The 14119-nt window shown below is 63.8% G+C and carries 17 protein-coding genes; 8 read left to right on the forward strand and 9 right to left on the reverse strand.

Annotated elements, in window-relative coordinates; all coding sequences use genetic code 11:
• Positions 1–111: 111 nt before the first annotated feature.
• Positions 112–522, forward strand: coding sequence for a winged helix-turn-helix transcriptional regulator (locus ACVMDN_RS22885; protein ID WP_057016739.1), 411 nt, complete (start codon positions 112–114; stop codon positions 520–522).
• Between the two features lie 30 nt (positions 523–552).
• Here the strand turns inward: ACVMDN_RS22885 and ACVMDN_RS22890 are convergent, their stop codons facing one another.
• The 3 genes from ACVMDN_RS22890 to ACVMDN_RS22900 form a co-directional block, all read right to left on the reverse strand.
• Entirely contained in the window at positions 553–1359 is an 807-nt protein-coding gene (locus tag ACVMDN_RS22890) for a phytanoyl-CoA dioxygenase family protein (protein WP_253623683.1), read from the reverse strand.
• Between the two features lie 238 nt (positions 1360–1597).
• Positions 1598–1963 carry an RNA polymerase-binding protein DksA gene (dksA, locus tag ACVMDN_RS22895; RefSeq protein ID WP_170991616.1) on the reverse strand — a complete coding sequence of 122 codons (366 nt, stop codon included), beginning with the start codon at positions 1961–1963 and terminating at the stop codon, positions 1598–1600.
• Between the two features lie 210 nt (positions 1964–2173).
• Positions 2174–2785, reverse strand: coding sequence for an NAD(P)-dependent oxidoreductase (locus ACVMDN_RS22900; protein WP_076825672.1), 612 nt, complete (start codon positions 2783–2785; stop codon positions 2174–2176).
• A 104-nt stretch (positions 2786–2889) separates the two neighbouring features.
• On the opposite strand from ACVMDN_RS22900, the gene ACVMDN_RS22905 reads away from it, so the two are divergent.
• On the forward strand, positions 2890–3276 hold the full coding sequence (locus tag ACVMDN_RS22905) for a winged helix-turn-helix transcriptional regulator (protein WP_028337693.1): 387 nt from the start codon (positions 2890–2892) through the stop codon (positions 3274–3276).
• Between the two features lie 51 nt (positions 3277–3327).
• Here the strand turns inward: ACVMDN_RS22905 and ACVMDN_RS22910 are convergent, their stop codons facing one another.
• Positions 3328–3741 (reverse strand): flagellar assembly protein FliX, encoded by a 414-nt coding sequence (locus ACVMDN_RS22910; protein WP_057016669.1) that lies wholly within the window; start codon positions 3739–3741, stop codon positions 3328–3330.
• Between the two features lie 268 nt (positions 3742–4009).
• On the opposite strand from ACVMDN_RS22910, the gene ACVMDN_RS22915 reads away from it, so the two are divergent.
• The 4 genes from ACVMDN_RS22915 to ACVMDN_RS22930 all read left to right on the forward strand — a co-directional run bounded on the left by ACVMDN_RS22915 (position 4010) and on the right by ACVMDN_RS22930 (position 6560).
• Positions 4010–5134 (forward strand): flagellar basal body P-ring protein FlgI, encoded by a 1125-nt coding sequence (locus ACVMDN_RS22915; RefSeq protein WP_038385504.1) that lies wholly within the window; start codon positions 4010–4012, stop codon positions 5132–5134.
• Positions 5134–5490: a flagellar assembly peptidoglycan hydrolase FlgJ gene (gene flgJ, locus ACVMDN_RS22920; RefSeq protein ID WP_028337696.1), complete on the forward strand. Its 357-nt coding sequence runs from the start codon at positions 5134–5136 to the stop codon at positions 5488–5490. Before ACVMDN_RS22915 ends, flgJ begins: the two co-directional genes overlap by 1 nt.
• Positions 5491–5509: 19 nt before the next feature.
• The gene (locus ACVMDN_RS22925) at positions 5510–6013 is read left to right on the forward strand and encodes a hypothetical protein (RefSeq protein WP_253623682.1); all 504 of its coding nucleotides are present in this window, start codon (positions 5510–5512) and stop codon (positions 6011–6013) included.
• A 160-nt stretch (positions 6014–6173) separates the two neighbouring features.
• Positions 6174–6560: a hypothetical protein gene (locus tag ACVMDN_RS22930; RefSeq protein WP_076825676.1), complete on the forward strand. Its 387-nt coding sequence runs from the start codon at positions 6174–6176 to the stop codon at positions 6558–6560.
• Positions 6561–6578: 18 nt separating this feature from the next.
• On the opposite strand, the gene ACVMDN_RS22935 is transcribed toward ACVMDN_RS22930, so the two are convergent.
• From ACVMDN_RS22935 to ACVMDN_RS22945, 3 genes are all read right to left on the reverse strand, one after another.
• On the reverse strand, positions 6579–6944 hold the full coding sequence (locus ACVMDN_RS22935) for a hypothetical protein (protein ID WP_016846761.1): 366 nt from the start codon (positions 6942–6944) through the stop codon (positions 6579–6581).
• Positions 6945–6972: 28 nt separating this feature from the next.
• Positions 6973–7338 carry a flagellar biosynthesis regulator FlaF gene (gene flaF, locus ACVMDN_RS22940; RefSeq protein WP_016846762.1) on the reverse strand — a complete coding sequence of 122 codons (366 nt, stop codon included), beginning with the start codon at positions 7336–7338 and terminating at the stop codon, positions 6973–6975.
• 207 nt (positions 7339–7545) lie between these two features.
• Positions 7546–8715, reverse strand: coding sequence for a flagellin N-terminal helical domain-containing protein (locus ACVMDN_RS22945; protein WP_253623681.1), 1170 nt, complete (start codon positions 8713–8715; stop codon positions 7546–7548).
• Between ACVMDN_RS22945 and ACVMDN_RS22950 the strand changes: the two genes are divergently transcribed.
• Both ACVMDN_RS22950 and flbT read left to right on the forward strand, forming a co-directional pair.
• Positions 8702–8854 carry a hypothetical protein gene (locus ACVMDN_RS22950; RefSeq protein WP_159109478.1) on the forward strand — a complete coding sequence of 51 codons (153 nt, stop codon included), beginning with the start codon at positions 8702–8704 and terminating at the stop codon, positions 8852–8854. The genes ACVMDN_RS22945 and ACVMDN_RS22950 overlap by 14 nt on opposite strands.
• Before the next feature lie 227 nt (positions 8855–9081).
• The gene (gene flbT / locus ACVMDN_RS22955; RefSeq protein WP_028337700.1) at positions 9082–9513 is read left to right on the forward strand and encodes a flagellar biosynthesis repressor FlbT; all 432 of its coding nucleotides are present in this window, start codon (positions 9082–9084) and stop codon (positions 9511–9513) included.
• Positions 9514–9712: 199 nt separating this feature from the next.
• Here the strand turns inward: flbT and ltrA are convergent, their stop codons facing one another.
• Both ltrA and ACVMDN_RS22965 read right to left on the reverse strand, forming a co-directional pair.
• On the reverse strand, positions 9713–11095 hold the full coding sequence (gene ltrA / locus ACVMDN_RS22960) for a group II intron reverse transcriptase/maturase (RefSeq protein WP_456835857.1): 1383 nt from the start codon (positions 11093–11095) through the stop codon (positions 9713–9715).
• Between the two features lie 1138 nt (positions 11096–12233).
• Positions 12234–14117: a flagellar protein gene (locus ACVMDN_RS22965; protein ID WP_076825681.1), complete on the reverse strand. Its 1884-nt coding sequence runs from the start codon at positions 14115–14117 to the stop codon at positions 12234–12236.
• Positions 14118–14119: the final 2 nt, after the last annotated feature.

The raw sequence follows: 14119 nt of genomic DNA on the forward strand, positions 1-14119 counted from the left end.
CTGCCCTCTTCATGGTTCGGCGGATGGGCCCAACATTGCACTGCCCGCCCTGCACAGGCCGCATCTGGTCACTATCTGATCTTGGACAATAGGATGAAATTCGAGACCGGTATGGAAAACAATACCAGCGATATGTGTGACGGCGGTGAATGCGAGAGCTGCCCCACCGACCCCAATGTGCTGATCGAATTCAAGCACGCGATCCATGCGCTCGGGGGGAAATGGAAGCTCGAGATCCTGTTCACGCTGATGAATGGCGGTGTGCGGTTCGGCGCGCTGCGCCGCGCGCTCGCGCCGATCACCCAGCACATGCTGACTGCGCAGCTGCGCGAGCTCGAGCGCGACGGCCTGGTGGCGCGCAGGGTGCTCGCCGAGAAGCCGCTGCAGGTCGAATACGAGCTGACGGATTCGGCCTGGAGCCTGACGCCGGCTTTCCGCGAATTGCTGGCATGGTCGAAGACGTTCGGCCCGCGCCGTCAGGCGGAGGCAAGCGAGGCGATACTCGGAGCCGGGTTGGCCTGAATATCGCCTCGCCTTCAGATCGGCGTCCGATCACTCCATGCCAAGCGCCTTTCGGATCGCGATCTCGACCGGCGAATACGCGCCGTCCGCACGTTCCAGCCGGTACGGTTCGCCGGCAGCGAGCGACGGCTGGGCCATGAAGCGCGGTGTCGTGCCCCGATGCTTCTGCGCGGCATGCACCAGCAACGGATGGCACAGATAGACCGTGCCGGCCTCCCCGGTCGCGAGCGCGACCTCGCAGTCGGCGCCGACATCGTCGAGCACCATGCGTGCGCGCCCGGCCTCGCCCGCCGGCGCGAGGTGGCGCGCCATCGGCCAATGCGAGCCGACCCTGATCCGGGTCGGCGCGTCGTCCTCGCCGACGTCGGAGAACAGGAACAGCATCAGCAGCGCCCGGCCGCGCGAGACGACATTGGCCCGCCAGGCGGAGAAGTCGCTGCGCTCGTTCGGGTCGCAATCCTCGCCGGGGAAGCTGACGTCGATGTGCCAGCCAGCATCGCCGGGATCGTCCGGATGCGGGAAGCGCACCGGAAAGGTTCCGATGTCGTCGCGCGGACGCCAGCGGCCGGGACCGGCGATCTGATCGAACGCCCGGTGCAGTAGCGGCGTGTTGATCGCTTCGCGAAACGGCGTACCGCCGTACCCCGGCAACCGGATCACCGGTTGGGTCCAAGTCAAAGGGTCGTGCTCGCTGCATGGCAGGTCGCGCCACATGATGGCGCGTCCCCGGTCGGCGAGTTCCCGGGGAAAGGCGCTGTCGATCCGGACAAAGCCCTGCTGGATGAATTGCTCGATCTGCGCGCCGTCAAGCGCACGCGCGTCGTTTCGATGGGTCATGATTGTCTCTCAAACTGTCGCCAGCCATCGATGCTCCGCGATGCGCGGAACCTGACCGGCTCATTCGGTTTCACTGGAATCCCAGGAGCGAAAGCTCGTGGGGCCGCTCAGCGCTTCCAGGAGGAAGCGGGATCAGCCCAGCAAAAACACCGAAGCGATGCTGAGAGTGCGTGTCATCATGGCGGCGCGAACGTACAACCGGTACGCGCCGGCAGCAATCCGTGGCGATCCGTCGCCACTATTCGTCGCGATAGACCTTCTCGCGCTTCTCGTGGCGTTCCTGCGCCTCCACCGACAGCGTTGCGATCGGGCGGGCTTCGAGCCGCTTCAGCGAGATCGGTTCACCGGTCTCTTCGCAATAGCCGTAGGTGTTGTCTTCGATGCGCTGGAGCGCCGCGTCGATCTTGGAGATCAGCTTGCGCTGACGGTCGCGGGCACGAAGTTCGATCGCGCGGTCGGTTTCCGAGGACGCTCGGTCCGCGAGGTCGGGATGATTGACGTTCTCTTCCTGCAACGTCTGCAACGTGACCTTCGATTCGCGGAGGATTTCATCCTTCCAGGCCAGCAGCTTGGCGCGGAAATAATCGCGCTGCCGCTCATTCATGAAAGGCTCTTTTTCAGTCGGCCGGTAGTTCTTCAGCTTTTCCAAAGGCAGCCATGTCCCTGTCAGGCGGAGGGAACACAACTCCTCCGCGCGGCGCCTTATATAGCCACGTCATGTGACAGACAATATCTGCCACCGCGAAAGGCGGGCCGCCCCCAAGGCCTTGCACAGGCAAACTTATCCGCCCTGCCCGGGGACGGCCCTGCCCTCTCAATAGCCGACCGTGAAACGGCGGCGGATATGGGCCGGGCGCTCGATTTCGTCGGCGAGTGCAACTGCGAAATCCTCGAAGGAGATCGAGCTTTTGCCGTCGGCGGCGGTCAGGAGCTGGTCGGTTCCGAGGCGGAACTTGCCGGTCCGCTCGCCGGCCACGAACAGCGCCGAGGGCGACAAGAAGGTCCAGTTCAGGTCCTTCTCCTGGCGCAGCAGGTCGAGGAATTCAGCCCCCTTGGAGGCCTCGGCCTTGTATTGGGGCGGAAAGTTGGGGGTGGTCACCAGGCGGACGCCCGGCGCCACCTCAAGGCTGCCGGCGCCGCCGACCACGAGATAGCGGCCGACCCCGGATGCCTTGGCCGCCCCGATCAGCTTGGCGGGGTCGCTGGCCAGGAAATGGATCGAACTGACCGCGGCATCGTGGCCGGCCCACAGCGCGGCCAAGGCGGCCTGGTCGTTCGCGTCACCCTTGCGGGCGGTGACATTGGGCAGGCTGGCGATCTTCTCCGGGTTGCGGGCGATGGCGGTGACGGCGTGGCCGCGGCGGGCGAGTTCCGCGGTGATGCGCGAGCCGGCCTGGCCGGACGCGCCGGCGATGGCGATCTTCATCTCAAGTCTCCGATTGATGGTTTCCAATGGTGACTAGATAGCGAAAAGGATGTAGGTGTGAAGAAGGCACTCTCGCCTCACCTGATCACGCCGGAGTAACCGCGATGAAAGCCACGAGCCTCAAGCCGGACGCCTATGCCGCCAATTGCCCGACGCGCCAGATCCTCGACCGGGTCGGCGACAAATGGGCGGTGCTGATCCTGCTGCTGCTGCGCAGCGAGCCGATGCGCTTCAACCAGCTCCGACGCGCGATCGAAGGCATCTCGCAGAAGATGCTGTCGCAGGTGCTGAAAAGCCTGGAGCGCGACGGGCTGCTGCGCCGCCGGGCGATCGCAACGGTGCCGGTGACGGTGGAGTATTCAATCACGCCGCTCGGATCGACGCTCGCCGAAGCCGTCGATCCGCTGCGCGACTGGGCCGAACGGAATCTGAAGGACGTGCTGGCCGCGCAGCGCCGCTACGACGCGCAGCGCAAGGCGCTGGCGGCCTGAGGCACCTGCAGGCACCAGCGGCGTCGGACAGGTGAGTTGATCGGGAGGAGCCTAGTATTGCCCGGCCTTGGCGAGCTCGACCTCGACGCGCAGTTCGATCTCGCCGAGCACGGCATCGAGGCCGGGGTCGCCGGAGGATTCCTTCAGGCTCGCCGCGGCGTCGCGCAGCCGGTTCACCGTGGAGGAATCGAAATTGCCGGACAGCAGGCCGAGCTTGAGCGCATCGAGCACGTCGAGCGCGCCCTTGCCGCGGGCCACCGAGCGCTTGCGGCGTTCGGTCGGGTCCTCGACGCCCTGCAGCGCGAGCAGCGCATCGAGGCTGGCGGCGGCCTTCGGCGCCGCGGTGGAGCGGACCTCCTCCTGCGCGGTCGTCGCATCCGGCAGCGAGAAGCCGCTCGACGAGGTGCGCCGCGTGGCGCTGGTGGACGTGCCAAGCGTGGTGCCGTTCGGTCCGTAGATGCGCATCGTCGTGATGATCCCGCAGGCCTGAATGGGCCGAGCATCGCTGTTTTATGGTTAACGGCGCGTAAACGACCCGGCAATTTCTGCCGCCGCGCGGCAGTTTCGCGCTCCCTGGCGAACCGGAGCAAAATGACGACCCGACAATTTCGATAAATATATCAACACATTGCCCAAGCGAAGCAGAGTGGCACGCAGCTCGCATGGTTAATGGCGGATCGCCGTCATGGGAGTGTCGCGCGATCCGCGAGTTCAGTTCGAGGGGAGCATCGGGATGCCCGGCATCCGCATCGCAAATCTGTTCGGAGTGGCCTGCGCCGCGCTGCTGGCGCTGGCGGCTTCCGTCATGCCGGCGGCCGCGACGTCGCGGATCAAGGATCTCGCCAATATCGAGGGCGTGCGCCAGAACCAGCTGATCGGCTACGGCCTCGTGGTCGGCCTCAACGGCACCGGCGATACGCTCAACAACATCCCCTTCACCAAGCAATCGCTGCAGGCGATGCTCGAGCGCATGGGCGTCAACATCCGCGGCGCCACCATCCGCACCGGCAACGTCGCCGCCGTGATGGTGACCGGCAATCTGCCGGCGTTCGGCACCCAGGGCACGCGCATGGACGTCACCGTCTCGGCGCTCGGCGATGCCAAGAACCTGCAGGGCGGCACCCTGCTCGTCACCCCCCTGCTCGGCGCCGACGGCAATGTCTATGCGGTGGCGCAGGGATCGGTGGCGGTCGCCGGCTTCGCGGCCGAAGGTGCCGCCGCCAGCGTCGTGCGCGGCGTGCCGACCGTCGGCCGGATCGCCAACGGCGCCATCATCGAGCGCGAAATCGAATTCGCGCTCAACCGCCTGCCCAATGTGCGCCTCGCGCTGCGCAACGCCGACTTCACCACCGCCAAGCGGATCGCCGCTGCGGTCAATGACTATCTCGGCGTCAAGACCGCCGAGCCGATCGATCCCTCCACGGTGCAGCTTGCGATCCCGACGGAGTTCAAGGGCAACGTCGTCGCCTTCCTGACCGAGATCGAGCAGCTGCAGGTCGATCCCGATCTGGTGGCCAAGATCGTGATCGACGAGCGCTCCGGCATCATCGTGATGGGCCGCGACGTTCGCGTCGCCACCGTCGCGGTCGCGCAGGGCAATCTCACCGTCTCGATCTCCGAGAGTCCGCAGGTCAGCCAGCCCAATCCGCTGTCGCGCGGCCGGACAGTCGTGACGCCGCGCACCAGCGTCGGCGTCAGCGAGGACGGCAAGAAGTTCGCAGTGGTCAAGGACGGCGTCTCGCTGCAGCAGCTGGTCGACGGCCTCAATGGCCTCGGCATCGGACCGCGCGACCTCATCAGCATCCTGCAGGCGATCAAGGCCGCCGGCGCGATCGAAGCCGACATCGAGGTGATGTGATGGCGAGCCTGATCAACAGCACCACCGGCAGCATGCCGAACAAGGCGTTGATGCCGATGTTCAACGGCCGCCCCGATCCCGTGCTGCAGGACGCGCTGAAGAAGGTGACGCCGCAGCAGGCCGCCAAGGCGAAGGCGACCGCGACCGATTTCGAATCGATGTTCCTGAATTCGATGTTCTCGCAGATGACGACCGGCCTGAAGGGCGATGGCCCGTACGGCGACACCGTCGGCACCGGCGCGTGGCGGTCGATGCTGACCGACGAATACTCGAAGAATTTCGCCAAGGCCGGCGGCGTCGGCATTTCCAACGAAGTGTTCCGCTCGCTGATCCTGCAGCAGGCGAACAAGAGCTAGGGTTTCAAGGAGCAGCGCGATGAACCAGCGTCCACAGCAGCCGCGGCCAGTAGCATCCGCCTCCGCCGCGCGGTCCGCGACGTCGACGCCGCCGGACGTCGCGCGTCTCGCCAACGAGCTGACCGAGGTGATGAGCGGCCTGCTTGCCGTGATCGAGCAGGAGACCGAGTTCGTCCGCGCCGGCAAGATCCGCGAGAGCATGCGGCTCGAGCCGCAGAAGTCCGAGCTGTCGCGGCGCTACATGCTCGCGGTGGAGCATCTGAAATCGATGCAGAAGATGCTGTCGCAGACCGATCCCGAGTTGCTCGCGACACTGCGCCGTCATCACGAGACGTTCCGCGCCATGCTGCAGGTCAATTTGACCGTGCTTGCAACGGCGCACGCCGTCTCCGAAGGCATCGTGCGCGGCGTCAATGCCGAGGTGCAGCGCCGCAACATTCCGAACACCTATACCGCAAGCGGACAGCGCGCCACGCCGGGCCCCCGCAACATGACGCCGATCGCGATCAGCCGCACACTCTGACGCCTACGCCTACAATTTAGCTCAATTCGACGCCGCCCCGGCAGCGCGGCATTCAGCGTGTTTTCTAACAGCCTGTTGAGAGGTTCCCCGTAGAGTTGCGGACCGTGAGGGGTTGGGATTTGACTCAAGCAAACTAGTGCCTGTGCACTACGAGGCTGCCATGAGTACAGATTTCAACATCAAGCCGGTGGGGGCACCGGTCGCGGCGCCGATGGTCTCTCCCACGAGCGATACGGCGCAGAAGGCGGTCAAGACTGAACTGCCGGCGAGCCAGAGCGTCACCGCTCCGGAGCCGAGCGTGCGCGTCACCATCGATCCCGACGCCGTCAACGCATCGATTTCAAATCAGGCTCCGTCGGTCAGCGACCAGGTCATCATCGACCGCGACGCGCGCGCCGTGGTCTATCAGGTGGTCGACAATCGCACGAATTTGGTGGTGAGGCAGTTTCCGGAAGAAGCCGTATTGCGCCGCCGCGCCTATTTCCACGCGCTCGATCTCAGCAAGGACGCGCCGACGCGGGTGCGCGCCACCGATCGTCGCGCCTAGGCGCGGAGCAAGGACCGCTCAGGTCTTCTGCGTGGCGTAGGCCTTGTCGAGATAGGTCGCTCCAGTAGCCGGATCGGTGACGACATTGGCGATCAACGCCGTCCCCTGCTGCACCAGCGCGAACTTGGTATCGCCGATCCGGAACCCGCCATCCTTGATCAGCACGTCCTGATACTTGCTGGTGCCGTCGCTCTGGTAGTGGACCTTGGCGCGAAAGCCGTCGACGTTCGACACCGAGATGTTGAACGACTTGTTGTTGGCGTACTTGCCGCTCCAGCTGCCCTCATAGAGGTTCGGATCGACGGCCACATAGGGCGTCTTCGACGGGACCGTCAGGCCGGCGGCCTTGTAGTTGGCCGACAGGATGCTCAACACGTCGGCCATGCCGAGGGCTCCGTCAGGAATCGATCGATCAGCCGCGACCCGAGAGGCCGGCGGCGATATTGCAGTTGATATCGATCAGCGACTTCAGTTTCGCCGGATCCGGATTCATCTGGATGTCGACGGTCTGCTTCATCACGAACACGCCGATATTGGCGATGTTCTGGCGAATCTCGAGCGGCTGCGGATTGTCGTCGCCCTGTGCGGCGCTGAGAAAGATCGACCACAGCCGGCGGTTGAACAGCAACGCGTGATCGAGCGCCTTGTCGGGACCATTCCAGTTCGTCTGGACTTCCTGCAGCTGCCGCGCGGCCTTCAACAGCGCCTGCGCTTCGATTTCACGTGGGGACGCCGTCGTCGTGGAGGTACGAGCGTAGGCCTGGGCTGCATTCGACATTCAATGACCTCGATGGGATGCGGATTTCTCGAGCCGCGAAGACGCAATTCTAGCGCCCGATATTTATGCATCCGGCGCCTTTAAATATGGTTAGCAGGCGTTACGAAATGCGTCGTTCTGACGGCATGGACAGACACCGTAATATCCCGGAGACAAAAGAAAACGGCGGGGTTTCCCCCGCCGTTCTCGAAGCACTTGCCGGCGCGTTTAGCGGAGCAGCTGCAGCACGCTCTGCTGGCTCTGGTTGGCGAGCGCCAGCGCGGAGACCGCGATCGACTGGCGGGTCGACAGCGCCTGGCTGTTGGCCGCTTCCTCGTTGGTGTCGGCCAGCGTCAGGTTGGACGAACCGGTCTGCAGCACGTTGATCAGGTTCTTCGAGAAGTCCTGACGGATCTGCACGATCGACAGGTTCGAACCCAGCGTCGAGGCTTCGCTGCGCAACGCGGAGCTCGCCGAGCTCAGCGACGAGATGACGCTGTTCGCCGAGTTGTTGTCGAGGAAGTCGGTGCCGGCGGTCAGCGCCTTCAGTCCGAGGCCGCTGGCATTGAAGGTGACGCCGGTGATGCTGAGCGTCGACTTGCCGGTCTCGTTGAAGGTCAGCTTCAGGCTGTCGCCGTTCAACAGGTTGATGCCGTTGAACGAGGCGTCCTGCGCCGTGGTCGTGATCTGCGCGATGGTGTTGTTGTACTGCGTCACCAGAGCGGCACGCGCCGACTGCGAGGCCTGGTCGGCGACCGGGGCCGTGCCGGCCGCGCTGAACGTCGCGGTGCCGCCGCCGGTGTTGGTGAAGGTCACCGCACCGATCGTCGAGGACGCCGCGTCATTGGTCGTGGTGATGACAAGCTTGTTGGAGCTGTCGAGGCTCGCCGTCAGGTTGCTGGCCGCCAGCGACGTGTTCAGCTGCGCCAGCGACGTGCTGGCCCCGAAGGTGAAGCTGAAGGCGGGTTGGCCGGCCGAAGCCGCGATCGTCAGCACGTCACCGCTCTTGATCGTGGTGCCGTCGACGAGGTTGGCAGACGTGCCGCCGAGCGCCGCGGTCGAGGTGACCTGCGACCTGGTGGTGTAGCCGGTCGGGCTCTGCAGCACCTGGTTGGCGATCGACTTCGCGGTATCGACCAGCTTCTGCAGCGAGGTGATGCCGGTGTTGGCGGCCTGCAGCACCTGCACGCCGTTGCCGATGCCATCGAGCAGGTTGTTGATGTCGCTGGCGCGGTTGTCGAGCGATTGCGCGGTGAAGAAGTTGGTCGGGTTGTCGAGCGCCGTGTTGACCTTCTTGCCGGTGGCAAGGCGGTTCTGCGTCGTGGAGAGCAGATCGGCGGTGGACTGGAGGGAGAGGAGGTTCTGGCGAACGGAGGAGGAGAGAATGATATCGGACATTTTCATACCTTTCTGGTGTGAAACTGAGGAAAAAGCCGCTCCAATCCTTTCTGATCGGGCGGATGGCCGATCCTGCGGTCTGGCCGCGAAGGAAAAAGAAATCTCCGGCACGGTATTTGAGACAAAGGCCGAAGAATAAAATTATCGCCATTGGGCGAGGTTCGCCCCGAAAACTACTGAGACGACTGACAATTCCGGCTAGATAACGACGCTAGCGCCCGCCCCTCGTTCACCAAGCATTAACCATCATGGGAAAGGATCGCTGTCGCATCGGCCCCTGCCCGCAACGGCGGCTGCTAAGCAGTGCCGAACCACTTCGCTCCGCCAGCGAAGACATCGCGCGACTGCAGGCAAAGGAGAACGGTCATGGCCCTGAAGGTCGAACTCAAACCGAACGAACGCATCATCGTCGGCAATTGCGTGATCACCAACACCGACCAGCGCGCCCGCCTGCTGATCGACGGCGACCGCATCCCGATCCTGCGCGAGAAGGATATCCTGACGCCCGAGACCGCGGATACGCCCGCGAAGCTGATCTATCTCGCCGTGCAGCTGATGTATCTGTCGCCGGACCCGATGGCGCACCACCCGACCTATTTCAGTCTGGTGCGCGACATCATCACCGCGATGCCGAGCGCGTGGCCCTTCATCGAAAGCGTCAACAACTTCATCCTCAACGGCGACCTCTATCACGCGCTGAAGGAATCCAAGAAGCTGATCGCACACGAAGAGAAGCTGCTGGAAACCGCGCGCGACCAGCAGAACGCCGAACGGGACGACACACGCAAGAGCGCGTAGAGCTTCTTGTTTTGACGCGTTTCTTCGCGCGAACCGGCGTCCACGTCGCTTGAAAACGCTCTAGCCCCACTCGCCTGAATCGGGATAGGGGGGAGCCTCGCAGCCCCTCCCACCGGGTCACCGGAGGCGGTCGCCCGCCCCCGGTTCCCACAGAACGTGGCGTGCGGATTTCCCGCACCGACGCTCTTCGACAGTTGGTTCACAGCACTGCAAGCGCTTGCAGCTCCCGATAAGGGAGGCGCAGCTTAGGCTTCAGCAACGGTGTCCGTTCTTTGATTTGGTTGAAGGCGTCCCAAGTGAGGCGTCGGCCTGCCCAGCTGCGGCTGCGCAGCATTCCGCGCCAGTAACGCTCCACGGCCCGATAGACTTTTACGAGGCTCCGGAGATTTCCGGCGACGCCGTAATAGCCATAGTGGCCGCGCAGGACGAGGTTGATTTCATCGGCCTGGTCACTGATCTTGTAATGCCGTATTTGCCGCATCAGCTCCTGCAGAGACATAAGGCTGCGCTTTAGCCGAGATTTCTCGGTGCGCATCCCAACCTTGAAGTTGCCTTTTTGGTTTCGCGTGCAATAGAGCGTCAGCCCCAGAAAGTAGATTGTTTCCGGGCGGTTTCTACCGCGTTTGCCCGCATGTCTTTGCGCGAACCGACCAAACTCGACCAACTTGGTCTTGGTCGGCTCTAGAGTGAGGCCGAACTTCCCCAACCGAAGACGCAAGGCCTCCTGTACGCGGGTGGCGTCCGATCGATATTGGAAGCAGATCACAAAGTCGTCGATATAGCGCACCAGTCGGGCTTCGCCCCGCAACCGACCCTTCACCACGCGTTCGAACCAGAGGTCGAGAACGTAATGAAGGTAGAGGTTGCTCAAAAGCACACTGATCGATCCGCCTTGTGGCGTTCCTTGTTCGCTCGGGTGCACCGCTCCGTCTTCCAGGATGCCCGCTTTCAACCAGCGCCGGATCAAGCTGATCAGGCGCGGATCACCGACTCGATGTTCGACAAACCGGAGGACCCGATCATGATCGAGACTCCCGAAGAAGTTCTTCAAATCCGCCTCCAACACCCAGCTGATCATGCCGCCGGCGATCACCTCATTGAGGGTCGCCAAGGCATGATGGGCGCTGAGCTTCGGCCTGCCGCCGAACGAGCAGGGTAAGAAGTCCTGCTCGTAAATAGCGGCCAGCACCTCAGCCGTGCTGCGCTGGAGCGCCCGGTCGGCGACAGTTGGAACCCCGAGGGGGCGCTTCTCCGTCTTACCGGGCTTGGGGATATAGACCCGCCGAATGTTCGGCGCCCGATATCCCTGGCGATGGATGGATTGGAGCATTGGCCCTATCCAGTCCTCGAAGCTCTCCTTCGCCGCCTCCACCGTCTGTCCGTCCACCCCGGCGGCGGAGCGCTTCGGAATCTGTAATAGATTCTTTTGCACTCGGTCGCGCGTGATGTGATGGGCCAACGAGGTGAAGCGAAGATTTGTCTCGCGCCGAGCTTTCACTGCTATTTGTTCAAGTTTCGTTTCCATGGTCAGCTGATCTTCTCTTTGCATAGAAGGCCGTAACTCCCGTTGAATGGAGCCCATGTCGCCCAAGAACAATTCAACTACCGCTGACCGCTTCCCCATGTGGCCGGCTCTCCCGTCCTCGGAGTACTATCGGTCAGTCTGACTTCCACCCGGTCGTCAGACCCTTCTCACCTCAGCGGCTTGGCAGGTCTTACAAGCTTGCGCTTGAACCGGATGGATCTCCCTTGTTCACGCTGCTTCCTTTGATTGCATGCTGGCGGTACGAACCCCGGGAGCACCTCTGACCGCTCGCGTTGTCGCGGCCTGCGGTTCCGCCTTCCCCTTTGAGAGACAGGGTCGGCTACTCCGATCACGTTCGATTTCGGGGCTATTTTCCCGTTCACTTCATTCCGGCCTACAACCTCCCTGTCTACGCTTCGCAACGGCCGTTACCGGACGCCACGCAAGACTCGGTTCGCGGCTGCTCGCTAGGCTTTGCCGCGGCCGTCATCTCAGACGGCAGACTTCAACGCGCTTGCAAGGCGCAACTCCCACACCACCGTACATACGGGTCCGTATACGGCGGTTCGCTGGATTAAGCGGCAAGAGTTGTTCTGTTGCCGCCGTAGTTTGGGTGTCAGCAATCGTCGCGCCAGCTTCGACTCCTCTGATCAGCGTCAGTCAGGGTTTCACCCCTTCCCGCCGTTCCGAGGCCAGTTGCCCGGAATTCAGTCGCATGGCCGATGCGATATCGCTGCATCTACTCGTCACTTCCAGCGTTCAGGCCTTCGGCGAAACTCGTTCCGCCTACTATGCCCTCTGCTGACTTCTGCACTGCGGTCAGATCGCCTTACGACGACCTCAGTCTCGTTGCCGAGACGCAGCGCAGATCTCCCGAGGTAAGATCGACCGCCTTCGCCGCACGCCCGCCGGATTTACCACCCCGGCCCTTGATGACCGTGGACTTCGCGATCACGTGCTCGCTCGTCCGGCCGGGTAGGCCTCGTTATCCGGTTTTTGTCCATCGGGCCGCGGCTTTGCTCCACGCTTCCTTCAGACCCCACCTCGCGATGACGCCCTTGCGCTTCGCTAATCCTTCACCGTCATCAGGCTGGATAGAGGACTTCCACCTCCAAGCTGCCGGTCATGCTCGGCACACACGAAAAAGGCCTCCGCGCGGAGGCCTTTTTGCTGGCTGGAGTTCAGGGGCGCGTGATCAGCTGATCGGCAGATATTTCAGCAGCGTCGTCTGATACAGCATCGACGTGGTCTGGTACGACGCCTGCAAGCTGGTTTGCAGCGCCAGGATCTTGGTCGCGACCTCGTCCTGATTGACGCCCTCGACCGAGTCGAGCATCGTTTCCGCCATCCCCTTCAGCTGGGTCTGCCGATCGGTGGCCGCCTTGGTCGCGGTCTGGGCACCGGCGAATTCGGCCTGCACGTCCTGGATCTGCTGCTGACCGTTTTGCGGGGCGAGGTTGCCGCTGACGCGCTGCGCGAGCGCCGTCACCTGCGCGCTCGCATTCGGGTTGCTGGCATTGGTGGTGACGGCTGCATACACCGCGACGTTCTGCAGCAAATAGCGGAAGGCCTGCTCGTTGGCGCGCGCGCCATACTGCACGGTGATCGACTGATCGACCTGCGCGACCGCGGTGCCGCGCGCCGACCCCGGGCCGTTCTCGCCGGTGTACCAGTAGACGGTGTTGCCGGGCGTGCCCGCGACCAGGTTGGTGGCGGTGTCGAACGGCGGTCCCCCTACCCTGAGCGGCGCCGGCGCTGCGGTGGTGTTGCTGGCGATGCCGAGTGCGCCGAGTGCGGCGGTATTGGAGCTCGAGATCGACAGGCTCTCGCCGTCGGCGCCGTGCAGGGTGATCGCGCCGTTGTTGATGGTCGACGGGTTCTTGGTGCCGCTGATCTGGTCGATCTTGGCCATCAGCGTCTGCACGCTGTCGGTGACGTTGACCTGGTTGCCAGTGGCGCCCGAGGCCACGAAGGTGATCGGCGTGCCGTTCACCGTGATGGTATCGCCGGCGGCAAAGCTCGTCGACAGCGAGTCGGTGCCCGTCGCCCCCGAAAGCGCCGTGGCGCCGCTGATCGGCGCCGGCGGCGTGTTCTGGTTGTTGACCGCGGCGCCCGAGACGGTCGCGACCGGATTGAAGAAATTGTTCGACGCTGCGACCGCGGACGCCGCGACCAGCGACGTGTCGCTCAACGTCTTGATCGACGAGGTCAGCGTCGATTGCAGGTTGGCCGTCGTCGCCGCGGTGTCGGTGCCGATCAGGAACGAACCGGCGGGCGGCGGGTTCGTCGTGGTCGCCGTGAGTTCGATCGCTTCGGTGGTGCCGTCGGGCAGCGTGAAGTTGAACTTGATCTTGTCGCCGTCCTTCGGATTGACGGCGCCGAGATCGACCGACGCGGTCTTCGGCGTGCCGGTCGGCTGCGTCACCGTCGCGCCCCCCGTCAACGACGACTGCACCGACAAGAGCTTCAGGCCGAACGGCGAGCCGTCCTCGGCGATACTCGTGACCGTCGTGGTCGCCGGCGGCGACGAGACGCTCAGGCGTCCCATCATGCCGGCGCCCTGATCGGCCTGCTTGCGCTCATTGATGAGCTGCGTCAGGCCGGCCTGGGTTGCCGTGCCCTTGAGCATGGTATCGGCGGACACCGTGGCCGGCGTATCCATCGCGCGACCGGAGAATAGATAGCGGTCGCCCGACTGGCTGTTCAGCATCGCGACCGCGTTGGCGAAGGCCGCCTGCGCCGTGATCTGGCCCGAGGTCTGGCCGCTGTCGTTGAGCGTCAGCGTCGCCGTCGTCGCGGCGTTCTTCACCTGGGTCCCGACGTCGGACAGGCCCTGCAGGGTGAGGTTCGCGACACTCAGGCGCGTGTTGAGGTTGGTGGCGGTATCGGAGAATGCGTTGATGCCGCTGATCTGCGTGCGCAGGCTGAGCGCGAAACCGCGATCGAGCCCCTGCCCCGCATAGGTCGTCGATACCTTGCCGGTCGCAAGCTGCGTGGTCAGGTCATTGAGCTGATTCCGCAGGTTGAGGATCGTGGTGCCGATATAGGAAGTTCTGCCGCTTACGCCGTCGATCGACATGT

It is taken from the genome of Bradyrhizobium sp. USDA 4510 (assembly GCF_054059095.1).

Coding starts and splice junctions, on each gene's coding strand:
- ACVMDN_RS22950 (WP_159109478.1), top strand. CDS start 8,702: ATGATATCGGACATTTTCATACCTTTCTGGTGTGAAACTGAGGAAAAA.
- ACVMDN_RS22930 (WP_076825676.1), top strand. CDS start 6,174: ATGAGTACAGATTTCAACATCAAGCCGGTGGGGGCACCGGTCGCGGCG.
- ACVMDN_RS22915 (WP_038385504.1), top strand. CDS start 4,010: ATGCCCGGCATCCGCATCGCAAATCTGTTCGGAGTGGCCTGCGCCGCG.
- ltrA (WP_456835857.1), bottom strand. CDS start 11,095: ATGGGCTCCATTCAACGGGAGTTACGGCCTTCTATGCAAAGAGAAGAT.
- ACVMDN_RS22900 (WP_076825672.1), bottom strand. CDS start 2,785: ATGAAGATCGCCATCGCCGGCGCGTCCGGCCAGGCCGGCTCGCGCATC.
- ACVMDN_RS22905 (WP_028337693.1), top strand. CDS start 2,890: ATGAAAGCCACGAGCCTCAAGCCGGACGCCTATGCCGCCAATTGCCCG.
- ACVMDN_RS22935 (WP_016846761.1), bottom strand. CDS start 6,944: ATGGCCGACGTGTTGAGCATCCTGTCGGCCAACTACAAGGCCGCCGGC.
- ACVMDN_RS22910 (WP_057016669.1), bottom strand. CDS start 3,741: ATGCGCATCTACGGACCGAACGGCACCACGCTTGGCACGTCCACCAGC.
- flgJ (WP_028337696.1), top strand. CDS start 5,134: ATGGCGAGCCTGATCAACAGCACCACCGGCAGCATGCCGAACAAGGCG.
- dksA (WP_170991616.1), bottom strand. CDS start 1,963: ATGAATGAGCGGCAGCGCGATTATTTCCGCGCCAAGCTGCTGGCCTGG.
- ACVMDN_RS22965 (WP_076825681.1), bottom strand. CDS start 14,117: ATGTCGATCGACGGCGTAAGCGGCAGAACTTCCTATATCGGCACCACG.
- ACVMDN_RS22890 (WP_253623683.1), bottom strand. CDS start 1,359: ATGACCCATCGAAACGACGCGCGTGCGCTTGACGGCGCGCAGATCGAG.
- ACVMDN_RS22945 (WP_253623681.1), bottom strand. CDS start 8,715: ATGTCCGATATCATTCTCTCCTCCTCCGTTCGCCAGAACCTCCTCTCC.
- flaF (WP_016846762.1), bottom strand. CDS start 7,338: ATGTCGAATGCAGCCCAGGCCTACGCTCGTACCTCCACGACGACGGCG.
- flbT (WP_028337700.1), top strand. CDS start 9,082: ATGGCCCTGAAGGTCGAACTCAAACCGAACGAACGCATCATCGTCGGC.
- ACVMDN_RS22925 (WP_253623682.1), top strand. CDS start 5,510: ATGAACCAGCGTCCACAGCAGCCGCGGCCAGTAGCATCCGCCTCCGCC.
- ACVMDN_RS22885 (WP_057016739.1), top strand. CDS start 112: ATGGAAAACAATACCAGCGATATGTGTGACGGCGGTGAATGCGAGAGC.